At 47.8% G+C, this 20984-nt stretch carries 17 protein-coding genes; 10 read left to right on the plus strand and 7 right to left on the minus strand.

What is annotated here, in order from left to right; all coding sequences use genetic code 11:
• Positions 1-91 precede the first annotated feature (91 nt).
• Entirely contained in the window at positions 92-694 is a 603-nt protein-coding gene (locus KWJ01_RS04845) for an outer membrane beta-barrel protein (protein ID WP_224995298.1), read from the minus strand.
• A gap of 369 nt (positions 695-1063) precedes the next feature.
• Here KWJ01_RS04845 and KWJ01_RS04850 point away from each other — a divergent pair, with 369 nt between their 5' ends.
• The 5 genes from KWJ01_RS04850 (at position 1064) to lgt (ending at position 4651) form a co-directional block, all read left to right on the plus strand.
• Positions 1064-1498 (plus strand): LexA family transcriptional regulator, encoded by a 435-nt coding sequence (locus tag KWJ01_RS04850; protein WP_224995299.1) that lies wholly within the window; start codon positions 1064-1066, stop codon positions 1496-1498.
• Positions 1495-2760, plus strand: coding sequence for a Y-family DNA polymerase (locus tag KWJ01_RS04855; protein ID WP_224995300.1), 1266 nt, complete (start codon positions 1495-1497; stop codon positions 2758-2760). Before KWJ01_RS04850 ends, KWJ01_RS04855 begins: the two co-directional genes overlap by 4 nt.
• A gap of 373 nt (positions 2761-3133) precedes the next feature.
• On the plus strand, positions 3134-3646 hold the full coding sequence (locus tag KWJ01_RS04860) for an RNA polymerase sigma factor (protein WP_224995301.1): 513 nt from the start codon (positions 3134-3136) through the stop codon (positions 3644-3646).
• Entirely contained in the window at positions 3639-3821 is a 183-nt protein-coding gene (locus KWJ01_RS04865; RefSeq protein ID WP_224995302.1) for a hypothetical protein, read from the plus strand. Before KWJ01_RS04860 ends, KWJ01_RS04865 begins: the two co-directional genes overlap by 8 nt.
• Before the next feature lie 11 nt (positions 3822-3832).
• Positions 3833-4651: a prolipoprotein diacylglyceryl transferase gene (gene lgt, locus KWJ01_RS04870; protein ID WP_224995303.1), complete on the plus strand. Its 819-nt coding sequence runs from the start codon at positions 3833-3835 to the stop codon at positions 4649-4651.
• Between the two features lie 259 nt (positions 4652-4910).
• Here lgt and KWJ01_RS04875 read toward each other — a convergent pair whose 3' ends face one another.
• Positions 4911-5639 (minus strand): hypothetical protein, encoded by a 729-nt coding sequence (locus KWJ01_RS04875; RefSeq protein WP_224995304.1) that lies wholly within the window; start codon positions 5637-5639, stop codon positions 4911-4913.
• A 965-nt stretch (positions 5640-6604) separates the two neighbouring features.
• Between KWJ01_RS04875 and KWJ01_RS04880 the strand changes: the two genes are divergently transcribed.
• Both KWJ01_RS04880 and KWJ01_RS04885 read left to right on the plus strand, forming a co-directional pair.
• Positions 6605-7741, plus strand: a complete 1137-nt coding sequence (locus tag KWJ01_RS04880; protein ID WP_224995305.1) for an alpha/beta hydrolase — start codon at positions 6605-6607, stop codon at positions 7739-7741.
• Positions 7742-7847: 106 nt separating this feature from the next.
• Positions 7848-8846, plus strand: coding sequence for an NADP-dependent oxidoreductase (locus tag KWJ01_RS04885; RefSeq protein WP_224995306.1), 999 nt, complete (start codon positions 7848-7850; stop codon positions 8844-8846).
• Between the two features lie 181 nt (positions 8847-9027).
• Here the strand turns inward: KWJ01_RS04885 and KWJ01_RS04890 are convergent, their stop codons facing one another.
• The 4 genes from KWJ01_RS04890 to KWJ01_RS28125 all read right to left on the minus strand — a co-directional run bounded on the left by KWJ01_RS04890 (position 9028) and on the right by KWJ01_RS28125 (position 15338).
• Positions 9028-9789: an isochorismatase family protein gene (locus KWJ01_RS04890; protein ID WP_224995307.1), complete on the minus strand. Its 762-nt coding sequence runs from the start codon at positions 9787-9789 to the stop codon at positions 9028-9030.
• Between the two features lie 254 nt (positions 9790-10043).
• Positions 10044-10265: a hypothetical protein gene (locus tag KWJ01_RS04895; protein WP_224995308.1), complete on the minus strand. Its 222-nt coding sequence runs from the start codon at positions 10263-10265 to the stop codon at positions 10044-10046.
• Positions 10266-10630: 365 nt separating this feature from the next.
• On the minus strand, positions 10631-12718 hold the full coding sequence (locus tag KWJ01_RS04900) for an alkaline phosphatase D family protein (RefSeq protein ID WP_224995309.1): 2088 nt from the start codon (positions 12716-12718) through the stop codon (positions 10631-10633).
• Between the two features lie 139 nt (positions 12719-12857).
• Entirely contained in the window at positions 12858-15338 is a 2481-nt protein-coding gene (locus KWJ01_RS28125) for a helix-turn-helix domain-containing protein (RefSeq protein ID WP_304502761.1), read from the minus strand.
• A 343-nt stretch (positions 15339-15681) separates the two neighbouring features.
• Here KWJ01_RS28125 and KWJ01_RS04920 point away from each other — a divergent pair, with 343 nt between their 5' ends.
• A complete protein-coding gene (locus KWJ01_RS04920; protein WP_224995310.1) occupies positions 15682-16047 on the plus strand; it encodes a BlaI/MecI/CopY family transcriptional regulator in 366 nt (121 codons plus the stop codon).
• A 12-nt stretch (positions 16048-16059) separates the two neighbouring features.
• Positions 16060-18306 carry a M56 family metallopeptidase gene (locus tag KWJ01_RS04925; RefSeq protein WP_224995311.1) on the plus strand — a complete coding sequence of 749 codons (2247 nt, stop codon included), beginning with the start codon at positions 16060-16062 and terminating at the stop codon, positions 18304-18306.
• 170 nt (positions 18307-18476) lie between these two features.
• Here the strand turns inward: KWJ01_RS04925 and pnuC are convergent, their stop codons facing one another.
• Entirely contained in the window at positions 18477-19148 is a 672-nt protein-coding gene (gene pnuC, locus KWJ01_RS04930) for a nicotinamide riboside transporter PnuC (RefSeq protein ID WP_224995312.1), read from the minus strand.
• 224 nt (positions 19149-19372) lie between these two features.
• On the opposite strand from pnuC, the gene KWJ01_RS04935 reads away from it, so the two are divergent.
• Positions 19373-20926 carry a GAF domain-containing protein gene (locus tag KWJ01_RS04935; protein WP_224995313.1) on the plus strand — a complete coding sequence of 518 codons (1554 nt, stop codon included), beginning with the start codon at positions 19373-19375 and terminating at the stop codon, positions 20924-20926.
• Positions 20927-20984 lie beyond the last annotated feature (58 nt).

The raw sequence follows: 20984 nt of genomic DNA on the forward strand, positions 1-20984 counted from the left end.
CAGGCAAATTTGCAAGCTACTGCACAGAGCAGAAAAGTAGTTTGTATTTGAAAGCAGGCACTACAAGCCTACTCCAGAAGTTAGTTTGCGCTTACCTGGTTCTTATCCCCAGCCTTATGCCTGCATCCAAAATTCGGCCCGGGTTATTCTCACGCTGCACCAGCAGAACACCATGCAGGTTCATATAGGGGTTTAACTGCAGGTATATACTATTGAAGAGAGACAGCTCTCCGCCAATACCGAAGCCTACACCTGCCCCGCTCTGGCTGTTTAAGTTCCTGCTGCTGTCCACCCCCATGTTGTTGCTTAGATCTATATCTGCCATCAGTCCCCCATTGATAAAGAAGTAAGGGGAAATGTTATAGCGTAGAAAAGCTGGCAGGTAGAGCAGGTGAATATCGTATTGTGTAGTGATTTGAGGTATACCGGGATAAAAGGCCGAGGTTTCCGTAAGCTTGCTGTAGTGGTAGAAAATTCCGGTTTCAAACTTTACTTTCTCTCCTATTTGCCGGTAGTAATGAGCGCCAAGCTCAAAATTCCTTTCCAGGTCCAGATCTGGTCCTCCCTCCAGGTTTGATCCTGCTACTATTGCACTACCAGCCCCCGCCATTACACCAAAGCTATTTTTGCTCCCCTCCTGCGCATAGGAAGCAAGGCTTACCACCATTAAACAGAGTATCAGAAACTTTTTCATGATTTAGCAGCACGGTTAAAGTACAAAGCAGCTATCCAGAATAACTCTTTTATAGCCGCAAGAGTAAAAGCACGATCATCTTTTAGCATAAGACAGCCACCTTGTACAAAGGGTTGTTTCCGGGAATAATATTTAGGAGGATATTTTTTAGATTTCTCTGATCTCAGGAGTACTACTACAACAACCTGTCTTACTAAAAATAACCAGCAGATCGCTTTTGATATAGCATTGCCAGACCTTAGTTCTCCCTCTTATCCACAGACGGTCTGTATAAGTTGTTGATAAAAATATTAGCATTACAACATTTTTGTGCCAACGCAGTTCGTATACTTGCTAAGTTAATTAGTATTTCAACCAAACCTGTTAGCTATGGAGCGAGTATTAGTCAGGCTGCACCCTTCCGAATCGGTAGCATCCTTAGGCATTCCTGTTGTTGGTTATGTAGCTGCGGGCTTTCCTTCGCCTGCCCAGGATTACCTGGAAGATAAAATAGACCTGAACCAGGAGCTGATCAGAAACCCCGCCGCCACCTTTCTGGCCCGCGTAAGCGGCATCAGCATGAGCGGTGATATGGAAGAGGGCGACCTGCTGGTGATCGACCGTTCATTGCCCGTAAGGCACGATGCCATTGCCCTCTGCTTTTTGAACGGCGAGTTTACCGTAAAGCGCATTCACCAGAAAAAGGACCGGGTGTTTCTGATGCCCACCAACAAGCTCTTCCCGGTTATTGAGGTAGAGGAGGGCGGCGAGCTGATGATCTGGGGCATTGTTACCTACATCATCAAAAATGCACGCCACACATGATTGCGCTGGTAGACTGCAACAACTTTTACGTGAGCTGTGAGCGGGTTTTTGACCCCGGCCTTAACGGAAAGCCTGTGGTGGTGCTCTCCAACAACGATGGCTGCGTGATTTCGCGCAGCCAGGAAGCCAAAGACCTAGAGATCTGGATGGGTGCCCCCGCCTTTCAGATACGGGAGTTGGTGGAGCAGCACAACATAAAAGTATTTAGCTCCAACTATACCCTCTATGGCGATATGTCGGGGCGGGTGATGCAAACCTTGCGCACCTTTAGCCCTAATGTAGAGGTTTACTCTATTGATGAGGCCTTTCTGGATGTGGCTGGCTTGCCGGAGGGTCTGGACGAGTGGGCGCAAAGACTACGAACAACGGTACGCAAAAATGTAGGCATTCCGGTAGGCGTGGGTATTGGCCCCACCAAGGTACTGGCCAAAGTAGCTAACTGGCTTGCCAAAAAACACCCTGACTACAAAAAAGAAGGTGTTTTTGTACTTCGGGAAGAGGTGCGGGAGCAGGTACTGAAAGAAGTACCAATAGCAGAAGTCTGGGGTATTGGCCGAAAGCATGCCGAGCGGCTAAAGCAAAAAGAGGTCTTTAGCGCGCTGGATTTTATCACCAAACTTCCCGAAAGCTGGGTAAAACAGCATATGTCGGTGGTAGGCCAGCGGCTGCAGCGGGAGCTAAAGGGTCAGTCCTGCCTTTCGCTGGAGCTGATGGCGCAGGCCAAGCAAAACATCTGCACCTCGCGCTCCTTTGCCGATATGCTCGAAGATGTGGAGCTGATCAAGGAAGCTGTAAGCACCCACGCCAGCCGCTGCGCCTTTAAACTGCGCAGAGATGGCAGCTGCGCCGGGGCTATTACTGTTTTTCTGCACACCAACCGCTTTAAGGTAAACGACCTGCAGTACGCCAATGCGCAAACCCTGCTCCTACCCCAGGCCTCGGCCGACAGCCGGGTGCTGGTAAAAGCCGCTATGCGGGGACTGGAGATGATCTACAAAAAAGGCTACCGCTATAAAAAAGCCGGCGTTATTGTAAGCCAGATCGTGCCCCGCCAGCAGGTGCAGCAGGATCTTTTTGCCTGCTCAAGCGAAAACCCGGAGCTGATGAAGGTGGTAGACAAGCTCAACGGCCGCTACGGCCAGGAAAAGGTACGGGTAGCCGCCCTGGGCTACAAAAAGGGCTGGCACCTGCGCCGCGAGCACCTTTCTCCTTGTTATACTACAAACCTGCGGGAGGTGCTAAAAGTAAAGCATGCAGATTAAAAGCATGCTACCCTTAATCTGCTTTTGAATGTAGTAAAACACATGAATTACTTTGAGGGAGCAGTGCTTTAGCAATTGCTTTTAAGCCCTCTGCACTTCAGCCTCCTACTCCCTCTCCTGGTAGTTTCCTGCTGTAAAGCCGAAGGTTTGTATGAACCTGTTCCGGGTATTGATCTGGCAGATTGCCAGCATTTAACAGGCGTTTTTTTCCCTTGCTGAAATACAAAAGCAGGGGGTGAAAAAGCATTATCTGCCGGCAAAAAGCTAAGAGATCCACTCATTCAAGCTGTCTGATATTTTGCTCCGGAAAAAAATTTATCTTTCGCTGTGACATTTTGGCTATGTTCTGCGACTAATAGAGAAACAAGCTATTATGATGGACGATCCTGCTTTAAAGGAACACTTTGTGCAAATGATCAGGGAACATCAGGGTATTATCAATAGCCTGTGCAGCCTCTATTATCAGCACAAGGAAGACCAGCATGATACCAGGCAGGACATTATTCTTCAGCTCTGGAAGTCCTTTCCCTCCTTCAGAAATCAAGCTAAGGAGAGTACCTGGATCTATAAGGTGGGGCTTCACACCATTTTCTCTAAGCTTAGAAAGGAGAAAAAGTGGCCCAAGAGCGAATCACTGGAGGAGATAAAGGCACAAAACCTGTCCATAGAAGCCCCCACAGATGATGATGTGCAGCAGCTGAAACAACTCATCCAGTGCCTGCAGGGGCTTGACAAGGCCATTATAGTGCTCCACCTGGAGGGCTATCAGCATAAAGAAATCGCTTCCATGCTGGAGCTTACGATTACAAACGTAAGCACCCGGATGAACAGGATCAAAACCGCACTTAGAGCAAAGTACAAGAGAGGAAAATATGAGCTTGAATAGATTAAAACCGGCCTGGCAGCAGTTTAAACTGGAGCAGGGGCTGGATCAGCTGGAGAGAGAAGCAGTACTGGCTATTATTGACAGCCCGGAACCGGGGAGACATCGGATGAACAAAATTACCCTCATCAACGGGCTGCTGCTATGTTTTATGATGGCCTGCTGCCAGGGAGGCTAAAACTTATCCATATGCACCCCCTCTACATTGTTTGGGACGTAGATCCCAGGATATTTCCATCATCTGAACTGCTCCGCTGGTATGGCCTGTTCTGGGCCCTGGGCCTTTTTGTAAGCTTTCAGCTGATGTTCTACATTTACCGAAAGGAGGGCAAGCCCCCGCAGCGGCTGGACTCCCTGGCCCTTTACCTTGTTATTGGGGCCATCGCCGGGGCAAGACTGGGACATATATTGTTCTACGATCCGCTTCACTACTGGCAGCACCCTATTGAAATACTGCCCATCCGGCTGGAGCCCCGGCTTGAATTTACCGGCCTGGCAGGACTGGCAAGTCACGGAGGGGTAATAGGGGTTTTGCTGGCTCTTTTTCTTTACTGCCGAAAATATAGTGAAAACTACCTCTGGCTCCTGGACAGACTGGTAATAGCGGCCACCCTGCTGGGTAGTTTTATACGGCTGGGCAACCTGATGAATTCAGAAATAGTGGGCACCCCAACAGAGGTACCCTGGGCTTTTATCTTCACCAGGCTAGATGGGGCCCCGAGGCATCCGGCGCAGCTGTATGAGGCAGTCTTCTATATGCTGCTGTTTGTGCTGCTCTTCATTTTGTGGAAAAGGAGACAGACAGCGCAGCAGGGATTATTGGTAGGCACAGGCATGATTACGGTCTTCAGCCAGAGGTTTATTGTAGAGTTTCTGAAGGTAGACCAGATGCCTTTTGAAAGTGATTTACTTTTTAATATGGGGCAGATCTTAAGCATTCCCTTTATCCTCACTGGCCTGTTCCTGGTGTTAAGATCGCTGGGGCAAAACAAGCAGCTGAGTTCTTAAAACTTCCAGAAGGTACCGAGGGGTGCGGGGATAGTAATCTTATACTGCACTCAAAATTATCACGTGCTCAATCCCGCAGCTAACCTCTGTAGAGAAACACCAGCTGAAACAAATAATGGCTCTTTTCTCTTCCTGTCAGGTCTAAAAGCAGGCGATTAACAGCCATAGTGCGGTAAGTGCATTGCCCCTGATGAGCATAAAAAAAGAGAGCACCCGCTGCTGCAGGTACTCTCTTATAAAACTAAAATCGGAAGATAATTTACTTCTTCATGATTTCGCCACAGGCTACGGGAAGCGCCGGCATGTATTCAGCACCTTCGCTGTACCGCTGCATTACAACCCCGTCTTTCACAAAAGCGCCATGAATCACAATCACACGATTGATCAGCATCAGATCTTTTTCTGTTTGTGTACCATCGTACATATTATCAAAAGCCTGTAACAGCTCTTTTGTGGCTGTCATTTTATGATAAGAAAGATCTCCGGCACCAATACCAACAAATGGAAAACTGCCAGCGTTTAGCGGTACAAGATTATCATCCAGGGGTACCAGCACCGGACCATAGTATGGAAGGCCCTCTGGCAGTGATAATATACCATCATCTCCTGCAGCACTTGCCGGCGGGCACACGGCATCTTTGTTTTTCATATCGCCATCCGGAGCAAAACCATGGATGTGCTGTGGGTGCACCCGGTTCGGCGAGAGACCTTTCGCATTGATCATCACTTCAAAATTTCCGTTCAGGCTGTACTTAATTGTAGCTTTGCCTGTTACACCTGAATTGTTCAAAGGCGTTAAATAAGCTTCGAACATTTTCACTTCCTGCTCTTCTGCTTCATTAATGATGTCTTCCAGCTGCTCCTCTAAGCGATCGCAGCCTGCAAAAACAAATGCACATAGCAAAAGAGCTAAAATGCCTTTCAGGCCTGGTTGCGAATTCTGCTTTACGGAATTCATTACTTTGCTTACAGTCAAATTTGTCTTCATAATTATTGAAAGTTGGGTTAAAAAAATATACCTGTTACTTTATCATTGATACTCCCGGAAGTGTATAGCCCAACTATACTTATTTAAAGTACAGCAACAGAGCTACAGTTTGCTACACGCCACAACCTGCTATACATATAGCGCTGCCACATATATCAAAAGGCCACTACGCGCTTTGCCTGCCTAAAAGAAATGAGAAAAGGCAGCTTTCGTTATTTAAACCATTCAGACACTTATTTTAGCAGGATATGGTAGTTTTTACTCTGCAAAACTTATAAGAACAGATTCAAAGACTGTATTTATTCACTAAAAAGCATGAAACGGAAGCACACCAGCTAAAAAGCAGTGTTTTTAGGTAAAAATATGATTATGAAGAGCATTAGCTTTGGCTGAAAGCTTAACCGTACATCTATGCCATATTCCCAGACCTCAAAATATTAACCCACAAATAAAAAAGACATATAAATACGAAGCCCAGCTTCATCATCCACTTGTGTAGACTTACAACTTAGGCCTTTTAGTAATGTTTCAAAGTATCTTATAAATTTTTAGAGCTATCAAAAGCATATCCCGACCGTGCGGCTATCTCGCGTATTTACACAAATCATAAGCTTCATCAGAATAAGCGCTGTACACTCCGGCAAAAGCTTAATTTGTATAGTTATTCCACAGGCTACAGCCTCACGTAAATAAAAAATACTGCACAAAGTCCATCCTTATAAATGAAAATTGTTTAGCAATAGAGGCCTTTTAAATGCGTTTCTACAAACAAAACCTACTAATTTTCAAAACAACAAAAAGCACCACCTCCCCAGCTTTCAACAATTATTTAAATATTGTATACTTTTTTCACACTTACAGGAAACATACTCCTATAAATCCACTTTTATCATATACAATCAGGTGACGGCCATCACAAGAAACATCAAATTTTAAGATTACATTTTTTTAATAGTTCTATTATCATGGAAACAACTAAAAGGAAAGAAAGAGCATTCTCCTGGAGAAATGCAAAGGGCTGGCTTGTGGCAATTGCAGCTGTTTTAACAGTATCATCCTGCGAAACCATTGATGATATCTTTGAGGAAGAGCCTACTGTTCGGGCAGAACACATCAAACCCAAAGGGCCTGCCCCGGAATGGGCACCAGATATAGACCCACAAATGCTGGCAGTTATTGAGGAGTTTCAAAGCTTTAACCCAGTGCCATACCCTATGCTTACAGCAGAGCAGGCTCGTGAAGAGCCAACGTTCAAAGATGCCCTGGAAGCGCTGCTAAGAGAAAATGACATTAGCCCGGAGCCTGCCAATGTTATGATCAATCACAAAGTAATTCCCAATGGTACCGACGAAGGGCTGCTTGTGCGTACCTACACCCCAAAAACAGGCACAGCGCCATATCCTGTTGTTGTTTATTACCATGGCGGTGGCTGGGTAATCACAAACCTCGACACTTACGAAGCTTCGGCCAGTGAACTTGCCGAGAAATCCGGAGCCATTGTAATTTCTGTTGCTTACCGGCAGGCACCAGAGCATATGTTCCCAACTGCACACGAAGATGCCTTTGCTGCTTACCAGTGGGCCCGCATGCATGCAGCAGAAATAAACGGAAATCCTGAAATGGTGGCTACAGCCGGAGAAAGTGCCGGCGGTAACTTAGCCGTAGCTGTGGCGCTGATGGCAAAGGAGCGCGACGTAGTAATGCCAGCGCATATTGTTTCTGTATATCCAATTGCAGACGGAGACATACAATCGCCTACATACGAACAATACGAAAATGCTTTATTCCTGAACAAGGCCACCATGAAGTGGTTCTTTGATCTGTATGTACCTGACTGGGAATCTGAGGTGCACCCGCTCATCAGCCTGGTCTCTGCCGATCTTAGCGGCTTGCCACCTACAACCATCATCAATGCAGAAATTGACCCGCTGCGCTATGAGGGTGGCGTTTTGGCCGAAAGAATGCAGGCTGCTGGTGTACAGGTGGAGCGCAGGGTTTATGAGGGTGTTACCCATGAGTTCTTTGGCATGAACATCTTATTAGAAGAGGCCGAACATGCACAGAAATTTGCTGCCTCAAGACTCAGAGGAGCTTTTAAATAAGAACAGCCATTTCCTCACAGAATAACAGAAAAGAAAAAAGGCTTAGGGTTTAACTACCTTAAGCCTTTTTTAAAACGAGACAATAGTAACCATTTAAATCCACCGCATGGAAATAAAACAAATAGTACTGGACAGCCGCCCAAAGGGCATGCCGGATCACAAGAACTTCAGGTTTGAAACAGTTACATTGCCCGAATTAAAAGAAGGTGATGTGCAGGTAAAAGGATTATTCTATTCTGTAGATCCTTATATGCGCGGGCGCATGAACGATGCAAAATCATACGTTCCTCCCTACCAGGTAGGTGAGCCTATTTATGGCGGTGTGGTAGCCGAGGTAGTAGCCAGTAAAGGAGAGCAGTTTAAGAAGGGCGATAAAGTTTTGGGCAACCTGCCCTGGGCCACACAGGCTGTGGTGCCGGCAAAATGGCTTACAAAAATAGATGATACCATAGCGCCCGCCAGCTACTATCTGGGCATACTGGGCATGCCGGGCTTAACAGCTTATTTTGGCCTGATGGATATTGGCAAACCAAAGGAAGGCGAAACAGTAGTTATTTCAGGCGCTGCCGGAGCTGTGGGTGTTGTTGTAGGGCAGATAGCAAAAATCCAGGGCTGCCGGGTAGTAGGCATTGCCGGCGAAGATTACAAGCTTAAAATGCTGAAGGAAGCGTTTGGCTTCGATGAGACTATCAACTACAAAACAACCAGTGATATAGCCGCAGCCATCGCAAAAGCCTGCCCTAACATGGTAGATGTTTATTTTGATAATGTAGGGGGCGAAATTTCAGATGCTGTGATCAGGAACATCAATTTCCATGCGCGCATTCCGCTGTGCGGACAGATTGCCTTATACAATGCAACAGAGGTGCCTGTAGGACCCCGCCCGCAACCTACACTGCTCACCCGCAGCGTGTTAATGCAGGGTTTTATTGTGAGCAACTACCAGAGCCGGTTTGGCGAAGGCATTCAGCAGCTGGCGCAATGGGTAAAAGAAGGAAAGCTCAAGTACACCGAAACCATCAGGGAAGGCTTTGAGCAACTACCCGAAGCCTTATTAGGACTCTTTTCTGGCGACAACACCGGTAAAATGATTGTAAAGGCTTAAAGCCCGGTGAGTACAAGCTTAAGATAGTCTATCAATCCTGCAGGGAATGGAAATGTCCCTGCAGGATTGCTTTTTTTGCTTCAGTCGGAGCTTAGGATCAGGCAGGAAAGCTGGTTAAACAGTTAAACATTTCCTGCCCTTACACCCAAAGCCTACACCCCATCCTTTTACATCAGTTTATTCAGGCATTCACCTGATCTGCTGTTTGTTCAGGGGTTATCTCCTTTATTTTAGCGCTCTTTTTTGCTGATTTACGGGAAGAGCCTGCTGACTTGGCAGCCCCATTCTTTCTTTTGCCCTTTTGGGTGGAAGTTGCAGGGGCTGCATCAGCCTCCAGAGCAACCTTTGTTGCCTCCAGAATTGCTTCCTGCTTTGCTGCAGCCTTGCTCTGCTTCTTTCTTTTCTTTTGCTCGGCTTTGATAAAGGCTTTGGTAGTGGATATTTCCACATCTGTATTACGCAGCATTGCCATGGCTACTTTAAGCACTACCTCTGCTTTAAGCTTTTCGCCATCGAGCTTAAGGGTACTGGCAGCGCAGGCATCCTGTACTACTGTACAGTTATAGTTTAACCCCTGGGCCGCCTGTGCAGTGGCCAGTATTTGCTTTTCTGCTGTTAAGCCTGCAATTAACAGGTGATCTGCCTGCAGGCCCTGGAGCATTTCATTTAACTTCTGGTCTGCAAAGGCATTAACTTCACTGGTAACCAGCGTAGCTTCATCCTGGTGAGGCTCAAGCAGCTCATAGGGAATCAATTTATCGGCAGTGATATCTTCCATCTTACCCGTTTGCAGCACATGGATCACTGGCAGCCCGTTTTCCCGGAAGTAAGCCAAAAGTTTCGCGGCAGATTTGGCACTTTGCTTAGCACCCTTAACACGATGGTTGCCTTTTTTCTTAAAGTAAGTGCTTTGAAAAGCAACAAGTAGCAGTACGGTTTGCATGTGCGAAGGTCTAAGGGTTAGTATTTCTAAACTACTACTAAAGGTCTGTACATGAGAGGGGTTTCCCAAGCAGGCAATGTTAAGGCTTTGTTAATTATATCTTAAAAAAAGCACTTATAACTTAACAATGCACTGCTGCCTGGCACCTCTTTGCTGTCACACAGCAGTTTGCGGAATAAAAAGGTGAGCCTCCGGATTTATTCTCCAGGCAAATGACCAGTAGTTCTGATGCACCAGCATCTGTATTTTCGTTATTAGTCCTGTGCTATATCATCCAGGGCACCCTCAATACTATGCAGGGTTACTCCCAGGTATTTAAGGCGGGATACTACATCATCCATTGTATAAGCCTTCCAGTTATCCTGGAGCTTATTTACCTCCTGATGGACATTACCAACCCTGGTATTCACACTCTCCAGCTGAGTCTCCAATAGATTCAGCTTGTTAAGAATTTCCTGTAAGAGGGCTTCATTCATGATAAATATGCTGTTTAATTGCCTCTCAAAGGTCCTGACAAGGGCATAGCTTAGCAAACAGATCAGGTTAAGCTTTGACTAAATTGTGTGCTGCAAACGCAACAGCAACTTCACATTGGTAAAAGCACAAGTAAAACAGGAAAAGAAGCCAGGTAACAGCTTTACACTAAAAGCACCACTGGTATGATGAGCAGCAGCTTTTCTACTTTAAAAGAGGTATTGTACCGCTGGTAACACGGGCAGGAGAATGAGGCATCTGCTAACTGATCAGCAAAAAAAGCCCCGGATTAGGCCGGGGCTGATGCTTTAGCTTCTATTGCTGATAAACTAAGCGGCTGATGCACCTGTGAGGCCAGCCTCTTCTGTTAGCGCACAACAATTCTGTGGGAGAAGCTGCCGCTGGCAGTCTCAAAATACAAGAGGTAAATGCCCTTTTTCAGGTCAGCTGGCAGCTGGTAGGTCATGGTGTGGTTTCCGGCGCTAAGCTGCTGCGCAGGCAGACTTGCCACAACATCTCCATTCATCTTACGGAGACTTATGGTTAACTGACCTCCCGCTACAAGCCCATAGTTAATGTAAAGCATTTTACCCTTTTCAACCGGGTTGGGGTAAACGCCAAACACTGTTCCCTTCTCCTTTTCATCCTCTTCAACAAACTTTCTGAAGGGTTGTGCAGGGGCCAGCGCCGGCTGCTCCTCTTTTGCAGGGGCAGCACCTTCGGCAAACTGCAGTCGCTGCGTGCCATCGGCGGTGTATAATCCTCTCCCAAAAGATTCACTGGTATTTTTCTCAAGTATCGTATGCATAAAAAACCAGTCGGCCTGTGCACGGTCCTCTTTTAGATCCATAATGAAATAACCATGCTGATCAAGGTCCACATACTTCATGTGCGGATTGGGATTGAGGTTATAGGGTGCAGGAAGCGGGTTGTTGATTTGCTTTTCGAAAGCATCGGATAAGGCTTTACCTGCAGCCGCACTGCCCGCTGCCGCCGCCAGGTTTTCATCGAAATTGGCAGAGCTGATGCTGGGGGTGGCAAACTCAACAGCCACGGAACCATTGCCAGTGGCAGGATCATACCCCAGGGTTTTAGCAGCATTCAGCGGGTCCTGGAGGCTGAAAGGCGAAGGAAACTTAGCCACATCGAAAGCAAAGGTAGAATGGAAGTCGCCGGTTAGGATGATCACATTATTGATGTTTTGCGTTGCCAGGGCATCAATAAGGCTGTTGCGCTCTGCCGGATAGCCATCCCAGATATCCAGAAACTGGCTCTCCAGCGCTTGCGGGCTTTGCCCCTGCTGTGCACTGGCAGCCCAACCCACATGAAATTCGGAAAAGATCACCTGGTTCGCCAACACCTTCCACCTGGCTGTAGAAGCCTGCAGTTGGTTCAGCAGCCACTGCTTTTGCGTTTGGCCCAGCAATGTGCGGGTGGGCGAGTAGAGTGCAAGGTTTGTAATATCATTGATCTGCTGGTCACGTGCTTCCAGGCGTGTATCAACCATCATGATATCGGCCAGGTTGCCATAGCGAATGGTGCGGTATAATTTATTTTCTACCTGATCGCGAATGGGCATCCACTCAAAATACACCTTTTTAGAGATGGCTTTTCGCTCTTCCCAGCTACCTTCCCCTTCGTTGTGGTTCTCTGCCCCGTGTTCGTAGGCATCGTTGGCCGATTCATGATCATCCCAGATAGGCAGGAAAGGGTGCTGCTGATGGGCAGCCCGCAGGTCGGGGTCCAGGCGATAAAGCGAGTAACGGGTTCTGTAATCGGCAAGGGTTAAAATCTCGGTATCAGGTACGTTCACACGGTCCGGACGATCAGGAGAATAACCGTAAGTGCCTTCGCCGCCTCCATATTCATATATGTAATCGCCCAGGTGAATAACCGCATCCAGATCCCCGCGGCGGGCAATAGCCTGGTAGGCATTAAAATAACCAGCCTGGTAATTGCTGCAGGATACAACAGCAAAGCGCAGCTGATCTGCCTCTGCATGGGCAGGCGCTGTACGCGTACGGCCAACAAGCGAGTTAGCATTACCTGCGCTGAATAAATAGTAATAAGTAGTGGCAGGCTCCAGTCCGTCTACATCTACTTTTACGGTATAGTCCCTGTCTGCATCTGTAAGCAGATGGCCCCGCTTAACAATGCTCGATGGTTGAAAAGAAGGATCTTTTGCCACCAGGTAGCGCACGTTTACAGGACCGTTTCTGTCGGGGGTTACCCGGGTCCAGATAATTACCCGGTCGCTAAGCGGATCGCCAGAGGCCACTCCGTGGTAGAAAGGCTTGAGGCTTTCGTCGTAAGGCAGCTGCTGATTTTGCTGATCGCCTGCACGCTCCAGCCGTTTGTGGGAAAGGTGCTGCACCTTGGTGGGGCTGTCGAACTGCTGTGCGTAAAGCCCGGCACTGCATAGCATAAACAGCGCTGCTGTAAAAAGTGGTTTCATAAAAAAGTTTTGAAACAAAGATATGGAGCCACTTTCTCCGGCAGGTCAAGGGTGTATTACCCAATCTTGAAGTTATGCAGGCCTGCCTTACACAGAAATAACAAAGTATTAACAAAGAAACCGGAAGTACAACACGGATCTACATCCCCTCCTCGTACTCCAGGTGCCGCATTACGGCACGCAGCTCGAAATAAGAAACAGCATCGCCCAGGGCCTCTTTGGCTTCACCCAGTTTGATGGACCCTTTTTCGCCGTAGTAGCCTAAGATTGTTTCCAGCGTATGCCGCGACATCAGGCGTTTAATGTCAATTTCACCTGTGCTTATGTAGTTAAGCAGGTGTGTTTCTACAGTGCCGGTGGCAAGGCCACGGATTTGGGCAACCTCTTCAATGGATTTGCCCTCCTGAAAAAGCTCAAAGCTCTGCTGTTTGGTATCTTTCTTTTCCTTTTTAGGTTTGGCTGCCTCTTTTTCTTCTTCTATGGCAGCAGCCACTGACTCCTGCTCCGGAATATCTCCTTTGGCCATGCTGTTGATGATGGCCAGCAGGTCTTCGCCCATTTGCTCAATTTTCTTCTTGCCCAGGCCTTTTACCTTCTTCAGGGCGGCCATGGTGCGCGGCTGCCGGGAGGCCAGCTCTTCCATGGTCTTAAGAGGCAGGATCATATAGTGCGGCAAGTCATACTCAATGGCCTTCTCATCGCGGTATTCCCTGATTCGCCTGTAGAGATCAGGATTATCAGAAGCAGCATAATATTGTTCTGATTCCTTCTCCTTCTTTTGCGGCTTTAGGTTTACCTCCTCCAGCGCCGCCTTGGCACGGGCCTCCAGGTAAGTGTGTGCCTTAAACCCTTCGCGGCACGCCAGCAGCGATGCTTCTTTGATAAAGGCTTCCTGGTAAAGGTTTTCGGAGGCCTGCTTCAGGCTTTTCCTTACTTCCTTGTTATCGGTTTCCAGGGTTAGCTCTTTTAGTGGATGCAGCACAAGGTCTCCGAGCTTCTCTGCAAAATAGGTAGCTGCCTGTTTTATCCGTGCCTGCAGGGGCTCATTCTCCTCTACAGATGCTTCGTACAGCCCCAGTTTCACCATCTGGCCGGCAAATTTATGGCTTACATCTGCAATAGTCTTGCGGAAATCAAGCTCCAGGGTACCCACTACTTCTGCGGGCTTCCCAGCCAGGCTGCCCATATGCTCCCGCACAAGTTTGTAGAGATAACCAATTCGTCTGCCGAGCTGATCAAAATCAAAAAGCTCCAGCAGCAGGCGCTGCTGGTAAGCCTGCCGGGCTGCCTGCAAAGCCTGCTGCCCGGGCTGGTTTTGCGCCACCCTTCCGTTAAACCCAAGGATAGAAGCATCGCTGATGATGCTGCCGGGAGAAAGCGGCTGCGTGAGCACAAGCCCCTCCAGCGAACGGCAGCGGCTTAAGGCCACATACACCTGACCGTGGGTAAAAGCGGCATTGGCATCTATAATGGCCCTATCGAAGGTAAGGCCCTGGCTTTTGTGAATGGTAATGGCCCAGGCCAGCTTAAGCGGGTACTGCCGGAATACACCCGCTACACTTTCCTCTATCTCTTTTGTATTATCATTGAGGGCATATTTATAGTTGTGCCACTCTACCCTTTCTACATAAATAGGATCTTCGTCGCCGGGGCACTGCACCACAATCGTATCTTCATATACATCTTTTACCGTGCCTATTTTGCCATTGTAATACCGCTTTTCACGCCCCTGGTCGTTCTTTACAAACATCACCTGCGATTCTTTCTTAAGGATCAGGTGCTGCTCAGTAGGGTAAAGATATTCCGGGAAATCACCTTCCGTAGAGGCGCTGAATTTAAATTCCTTTCCTTTTAGCTTCTGCAGCTCCCGTTCGTTGATTTGCTGCGCCTGGTTGTTGTGGGTGGTAAGTGTTATATAACCTTCGTCGGCACTGGGGCTAAAGCCCTCCAGGCAGCGGCTGTTGAGGTGCTGCAGCAGCTCGCCGTTCAGTTTGTTTTCGCGGATGCCATTGAGGATGTTGATAAAGGTGGAGTCGCTCTGGCGGTAAATGTGCTGCAGCATTATAGGCACATACTCGGTTTGCTGCAGTGCCCGGCTGCCAAAAAAGAACACGGTCTGATAGTATTCCCGCAGCAGCTTCCACTCCTCCTCGCGGGCAATGGGTGCCAGCTGCTGCAGATCGCCGATCATGAGCAATTGCACACCACCAAAAGGCTGGTTGCGGTCTCTGTAACGGCGCAAAACCTCATCAATGGCATCGAGCACATCGGCCCGTACCATACTTATTTCATCGATCACCAGCAGATCCAGGCTGCGGATAATGTTTATTTTTTCGCGGCTGAACTTCTTGATCTGCCGCTCGCTCCCTGCAGCGGCAGCTCCCGGAATGTAGGGCCCGAAAGGTATCTGGAAGAAGGAATGGATGGTAACACCGCCGGCATTCATGGCTGCCACACCTGTAGGGGCTACCACTACCATGCGCTTGGGCAAACGCTTTTTCAGGTTTTGCAGAAAAGTGGTTTTGCCGGTGCCGGCTTTGCCTGTCAGGAAAACGTGCTTGCTGGTGTATTCAACAAAATCGTTGGCCAGCTGTAGCTGTTCGTTCTGGTGTTGCGCCATAGAGGATAAAAGCTGTAGTCTAAAAAGTTTAATCTATAAGCCCAATAGCCACAGTACTATTGAAAGGATATACAGCCCCACAGGTACAGGAAACGCAGCAGATAGTCAGGACCATACTACTAATATCGGCAAAACAGACAAACTTAGCCAGTAAAGGCTTTGCAAATTACAAATAAGCACCTGAAACCAGTTGCACAATATTTTTTCCCTGTGCTCCTAAACACCCTGCAGCCCTCCCTTTTCAGCACCATCCGGAACATAAATTACTAACAGATTAGTTTTACTACTAATTCATTAGGATTATTACTAATCAATTAGTAGTATTGTATAAACACCTAACCCCATGCAGAAATTAGGAAAAAGAGAAGAGCAGATCATGCAGGTAATCTGGAAGCTTAAGAAGGCCTTTATCAAGGATATTATAGATGAGCTGCCAGAGCCCAGGCCCCACTACAATACTGTGGCCACCATGGTAAAAATCTTAAAGGACAAAGGCTTTTTAAGTGATGAAAAGCTGGGCAACACCTACCAGTACACGCCACGGGTTACCCTGGAGGAGTACAGAAAGCAGGATGTGGCAAACATCAAGCAAAAGTACTTTGGCAATTCCTTCACCAGAATGATATCGCACTTTGCAAAAGAAGAGAACCTCTCTGACGAAGAGCTCGATGAGATCATCCGCATCATTAATTCCCAAAAAAGCAACTAAACCCTTACGGCCATGATAGCGCTTCTCTTAAAGGCTTCTTTCGTTATTGGCATTGCCTTACTTTTTTACAAAAGTGTATTACAGCAGGAAAACTTTTTTGCCACCAACCGCCTCTACCTCCTGTGCTGTATTTTTTTAGCCTTTGCCCTGCCCTATGTAGCGCTGCCTAAGCTTGTGCAGCAACAGGGGTACCTGGCGACCATCATCCGGGAAAGCAGCAGTTCGGATTCAGCGCCAGTGCTGGCCGAAACCACGCTCCCAACACCAGCACCGCAGCACGAACACAGTAAGAGTGAAGCAGCCCCCACTACTACCGCTACAGCAGTTGAAAATGCAGTAGAGAATAACCCCAAGGCGCTGGAAAACTCCAGTAGCAGCAGCATAGGAGAAAAGGGCTGGATGTTCTGGCTGCTGATGCTCTACTTTTTTGGTGTAGTCATATTCGCACTCAACCTGCTCCTCCAGGCCGGCAGCATTTTGTATAAAGCCATCAGGGCTACCGATAAGATCGAGGATATGGATTGCACTATTATCAACACCGCTGGCAAGCAAGCCCCCTGCTCCTTTTTCCGCTATATTTTTATCCATCCCGATGATTATGATTACGACACCTACCAGCAGATCATTGCCCACGAAAAAATACACATCAGGCTGGGGCACAGCCTGGATCTGCTGATCGCCGAAATAGCCACAGTAATCCTCTGGTTTAATCCGCTCATCTGGCTGCTCAAACGGGAGATTGAAAAGAACCTGGAGTTCCAGACAGATGCCCTTTTGCTTGAAGAAACCGCCATCAGCAAAAGGGAGTACCAGCTAAGCCTGCTGCAGATTGCCACGCCCCACAAGCCCCTCTCCATCACCACCAATTACAATCAATCACTTTTAAAACAACGGATCCTTATGATGAACGCCAAAAAGTCTACCCTGCACAGCTATTGGAAATATGCGTTCCTGGCACCTCTGCTTTTCGGAACGCTCCTGCTGCTGAACGAACCTGCCACCAGCCAGACTACCCCTCCTCTTACAGAAGAAGCCCCCCTGCAGGAGGAGCAAACAGAAACCGTATCCGAGCAGGAGGAGATGACGATCCCCATCGAAGCGCACGAAGATATTTCGGAAGGTTACTGGTACAGCCAGCAAAGCAACGATCAGTACTGCCTTGCATTAAAAGGAAAACCGCTTGCTTCCAGAGAGTCTGACCGCAATACCTACGACTGGAGCATAACAGAATGTTTCGATAAGGCACTCATCGAAAAGAAAGAAGCACAGGTATTTGAGCTGAAAAGAGAAAGCGGCACCCTAAGCCTGATGGGAGCGCTGGACCAGGAAGTAAGCCAGGGTAAATACAAGTTCACCAAAGACCCTTCTTTTGAAAATTACCTGGCCAGCAACAACATCAGGAGCGGAGATAAAAATCTTATCTTTTTCCTGTTCATGAATGATGTAGACAGAAAGTATATCGATTTTCTGAAGGAGCACTATAGCACCATCAACGGAGACCGGCTGCTGGAGCTTGCCGTACATGATATCTCCATAGCCGAGTTTAAGGACCTGATCGCGCTCTTCAACACCTACAACAACAGCAAACCAACCATGCAGGAGGTGGTGGAGGCCCACATTCACGATATCGATGCAGCCTATGTGCAGGAGATCCAGGCCATGGGCTTCAAAAACTTAAGCCTTAGGAAAATGATGGAGATGAAGATCCACGACATCAGCCCCACTTTTATCAATGGATTGAAGGAAGCTGGTTATGAAGCCCTTTCTGCCGATAAGATCATTGAGGCCAAAGTACATGACCTTAACCCACAGGCTATCCAGGAGATCCGCGCACTGGGTTATAACCTAAGCATGGATAAAATCATCCAGTTCAAGATTCATGAGGTGAATGCTGATTATATAGCAGAGCTGAATGCAGCCGGCTTTCAAAACCTGGATGCCGACCAGATCCTGACGGCCAGGATCCACGACATCAGCGCCAGCACCATTCAGGAAATCAGGAGGCTTGGCTTTGATCGTTTAAGCTTCGATGATGTTGTTCAGGCGAACATCCATGAAATTGATGCAGCCTACCTTGCCGGGCTTAAAGCCGCCGGCTTCGACAACTTAAGCATGGATGAGATTGTAGCAGCCAGGGTACATGATATTAACGGTGACTTCATCAAGAAAGCCAGGGAGAAGGGTTTTAATTTTGATGACCTAGACCGCTATGTAGCCCTGAAAATTCATGGCTTTGCCGACAATATTGATGTAGACTAAGCTCCTTCCACTACCTGTACGCAGGCGCTGATGAGGGAACCAATCTCCCCATCAGCGCCTGCTTTCTTCCAGGCATTTCTACTTACCCTACATATAGTAAGTTTACCAATAATGAAGTGGTGAAGCCTCACTGAAAGAGTTCAAAGTATAGCGTGTACTGCTGTAGAAACCTAATTCAATACTTTTTCCTGCTGTACCGCACGCTCCTGGTAAAGCTTTTGCCACTGCCACAGGCCCCACACAGACATCAGCAGAAACACCACATACTCCGCAGCAATAAAGCGGATATCCTTAGCCCAGTATATGCCAATGGCTACTACATCAAGGGCAATCCAGAGCCACCAGCTCTCCAGCTTTTTGCGGGCCTGCAGGATAATGGCCAGCACACTGGCCGCTGTGGTAAAAGCATCGCCATAGGGAAAGGCTGCGGGCAGTGTAAAGATTGCGGGCAGCCAGAGATGAATGCGTGTCATCACAGCGCCAAGCCCTGCCGTAATAAGCACCAGCACCAGCATGTGCCACAACCTGGCCTGCCGGCTAAGCCTGCTTACCGGCACCTGGTGGTGCAAGCCACTTTGCCAGTTGCGCCATCCCCACACACTTACACCAAAGAATACCAGCTGCAGCAGCATATCGGAATAGAGCTGCACCTGGTAAAAAAGCAGGAAAAAGAAGATCTGGTTAATAATGCCGGTAGGCCAGGTAAGCACACTGGCCCTGCTGGCATAGTAAACCGAAGCCAGCCCGGTAAGCGTACCTGCCAGCTCCAGAAAGCTTAAAGGGTAATCGCCAATATGTACCAATACCTGGTTTGCATCCCAGAGGTATCTTAATATTTCCATTAAATAATTATCATCAGCCTGTACTGCGCCAGCATTGAATTTTCCCTTCGGGCAATGCCCAATGAGGGCGCAAGATACAAAACGGGCAGGCTTTTCAGCCAATGCAGCTATTGTGGTGCAGGCAATTTTTGTTAAAACTTTATATTGAATTGCCAGTTAATGTTCTTTGAAAAACTAATGAAAATTACTTATCATGTGCCTTTTATTGAGAAGGAACCTCTATTTTGACTAACAACAACCTTCACTTTTCTGAAAGAAAGAACTATGATTCAGATTTTTGTGGTAGCATACCGCTAAATTTCATCAATCTGATACAAGGCCATGGTGTGCTGCTTGTTCTTGAGCCGGCCTCTTACACCATTGTACAGGCCAGTGAAAATGCATCTGCAATTCTTGGCAGTGCAGCAGCAGCACTGGTGCAACAGCCCCTGCAAAACTACATTGGAGAAAAGCAGCTGCAGACCCTAAGCAGTGAACTTGGCAGAAAAGATACAGGCAGTAATATTCCCCTTACCCTTCAGTGGCAAGCCAGCGGGGGCAGCAATGTATTATCAGCCACACTTCATAACCGCGAGCTATACCTGCTCCTGGAGCTGGAGCCTGCCCGGCAAACATCGGGCAGTGCCTTTGTAAGTACTTACCAGGCTATTAGTTACACCATTTCCTCTCTGAAGGAGGCCACAAACCTGGATGAGGTGAGCAGGGTTGCCGTTACGGAATTAAAGAAGCTATCGGGCTTTGACCGGGTGATGGTTTACCAGTTTGATGATAACTGGAACGGCACCGTGATTGCCGAGGCACAGGAAGAGAGCATGGGAGAATCCTACCTGGGCCTGCGCTTCCCGGCCTCAGATGTACCTAAACAAGCCCGCGACCTCTACTTTAAAACGCCCTTTCGTATTATTCCGGATATAGCAGCCCCAACAGCAAAGCTGTATCCTGTTATAAACCCCATAACCAGCAGCCTTACAGATATTTCGGATTGTACCCTGCGGGCAGTACCGCTGGTACACATTGAGTACCTGCAAAACATGGGCGTTATGGCATCCATGTCTACGCCTATTATTGTTAATAATAAGCTGTGGGGCCTTATCTCCTGCCATCACCGCAAGGCAATGCCTGTTGGTTTTGAGCTGCGAACCTCTTTTGAGATTGTTTCAGGCATTATTGCCTCCCAGATCAGCAACCGCGAAAAGGAAGACAGCTTTCAGTACCGCAGCATGCTGCACGAAATAGAACTAAAGCTTATGGAGCAGGTGTACACCAGCAAAAACCTTAGCGATGGTTTACTGGAAAACCCCGCCTACCTGCTGGAGCTCCTTGGCGTAAATGGCCTGGCATTGGTTTTTAACAACGAATACTTAACGGCAGGCGAAGTACCGGATGTGCGCATGATCCGCAATCTTGTAAAATGGCTAAGCCGCTACAGCAAGGATAAAATCTTCACAACCGACTCGCTTCCCGCTTTTTTTGAGGAAGCTACGCAATACCGCGATACAGCCAGCGGACTAATTGCGCTACAGATAACGGGCGGTAAACACTACCTGCTGGGGTTCAGGCCAGAGGTAAGCAAGTCTGTTAACTGGGGCGGGAATCCCAATGAAGCCATAAAATTTGAAGCGAACAGTAAAAAATATCATCCCAGAAATTCGTTTAATTTGTGGCGGGAACAGGTAGAATTTACCTCTCATCCCTGGAGACAGGAGGTGGTGGAAGTAGCACAGCATGTACGCACAGCCATGCTGGAAAAATTACTAAAAGAGGAAGAAATTTATTAAAAATTTCCCGCAGCTATTGTAAATTAGATTAAGCAGGCACTTCCCGGTGCTGAATGTA

This window comes from Cesiribacter sp. SM1, assembly GCF_020178975.1.
GTDB lineage: Bacteria > Bacteroidota > Bacteroidia > Cytophagales > Cyclobacteriaceae > Cesiribacter.

Bases quoted from the DNA above. Each gene is read 5' to 3' on its own strand.
- KWJ01_RS04845 (WP_224995298.1), bottom strand. From the start codon at position 694: ATGAAAAAGTTTCTGATACTCTGTTTAATGGTGGTAAGCCTTGCTTCC.
- KWJ01_RS04850 (WP_224995299.1), top strand. From the start codon at position 1,064: ATGGAGCGAGTATTAGTCAGGCTGCACCCTTCCGAATCGGTAGCATCC.
- KWJ01_RS04895 (WP_224995308.1), bottom strand. From the start codon at position 10,265: ATGAATGAAGCCCTCTTACAGGAAATTCTTAACAAGCTGAATCTATTG.
- KWJ01_RS04860 (WP_224995301.1), top strand. From the start codon at position 3,134: ATGATGGACGATCCTGCTTTAAAGGAACACTTTGTGCAAATGATCAGG.
- KWJ01_RS04925 (WP_224995311.1), top strand. From the start codon at position 16,060: ATGATAGCGCTTCTCTTAAAGGCTTCTTTCGTTATTGGCATTGCCTTA.
- KWJ01_RS04890 (WP_224995307.1), bottom strand. From the start codon at position 9,789: ATGCAAACCGTACTGCTACTTGTTGCTTTTCAAAGCACTTACTTTAAG.
- KWJ01_RS04900 (WP_224995309.1), bottom strand. From the start codon at position 12,718: ATGAAACCACTTTTTACAGCAGCGCTGTTTATGCTATGCAGTGCCGGG.
- KWJ01_RS04920 (WP_224995310.1), top strand. From the start codon at position 15,682: ATGCAGAAATTAGGAAAAAGAGAAGAGCAGATCATGCAGGTAATCTGG.
- lgt (WP_224995303.1), top strand. From the start codon at position 3,833: ATGCACCCCCTCTACATTGTTTGGGACGTAGATCCCAGGATATTTCCA.
- KWJ01_RS04885 (WP_224995306.1), top strand. From the start codon at position 7,848: ATGGAAATAAAACAAATAGTACTGGACAGCCGCCCAAAGGGCATGCCG.
- KWJ01_RS04875 (WP_224995304.1), bottom strand. From the start codon at position 5,639: ATGAAGACAAATTTGACTGTAAGCAAAGTAATGAATTCCGTAAAGCAG.
- KWJ01_RS04880 (WP_224995305.1), top strand. From the start codon at position 6,605: ATGGAAACAACTAAAAGGAAAGAAAGAGCATTCTCCTGGAGAAATGCA.
- KWJ01_RS04855 (WP_224995300.1), top strand. From the start codon at position 1,495: ATGATTGCGCTGGTAGACTGCAACAACTTTTACGTGAGCTGTGAGCGG.
- KWJ01_RS28125 (WP_304502761.1), bottom strand. From the start codon at position 15,338: ATGGCGCAACACCAGAACGAACAGCTACAGCTGGCCAACGATTTTGTT.
- pnuC (WP_224995312.1), bottom strand. From the start codon at position 19,148: ATGGAAATATTAAGATACCTCTGGGATGCAAACCAGGTATTGGTACAT.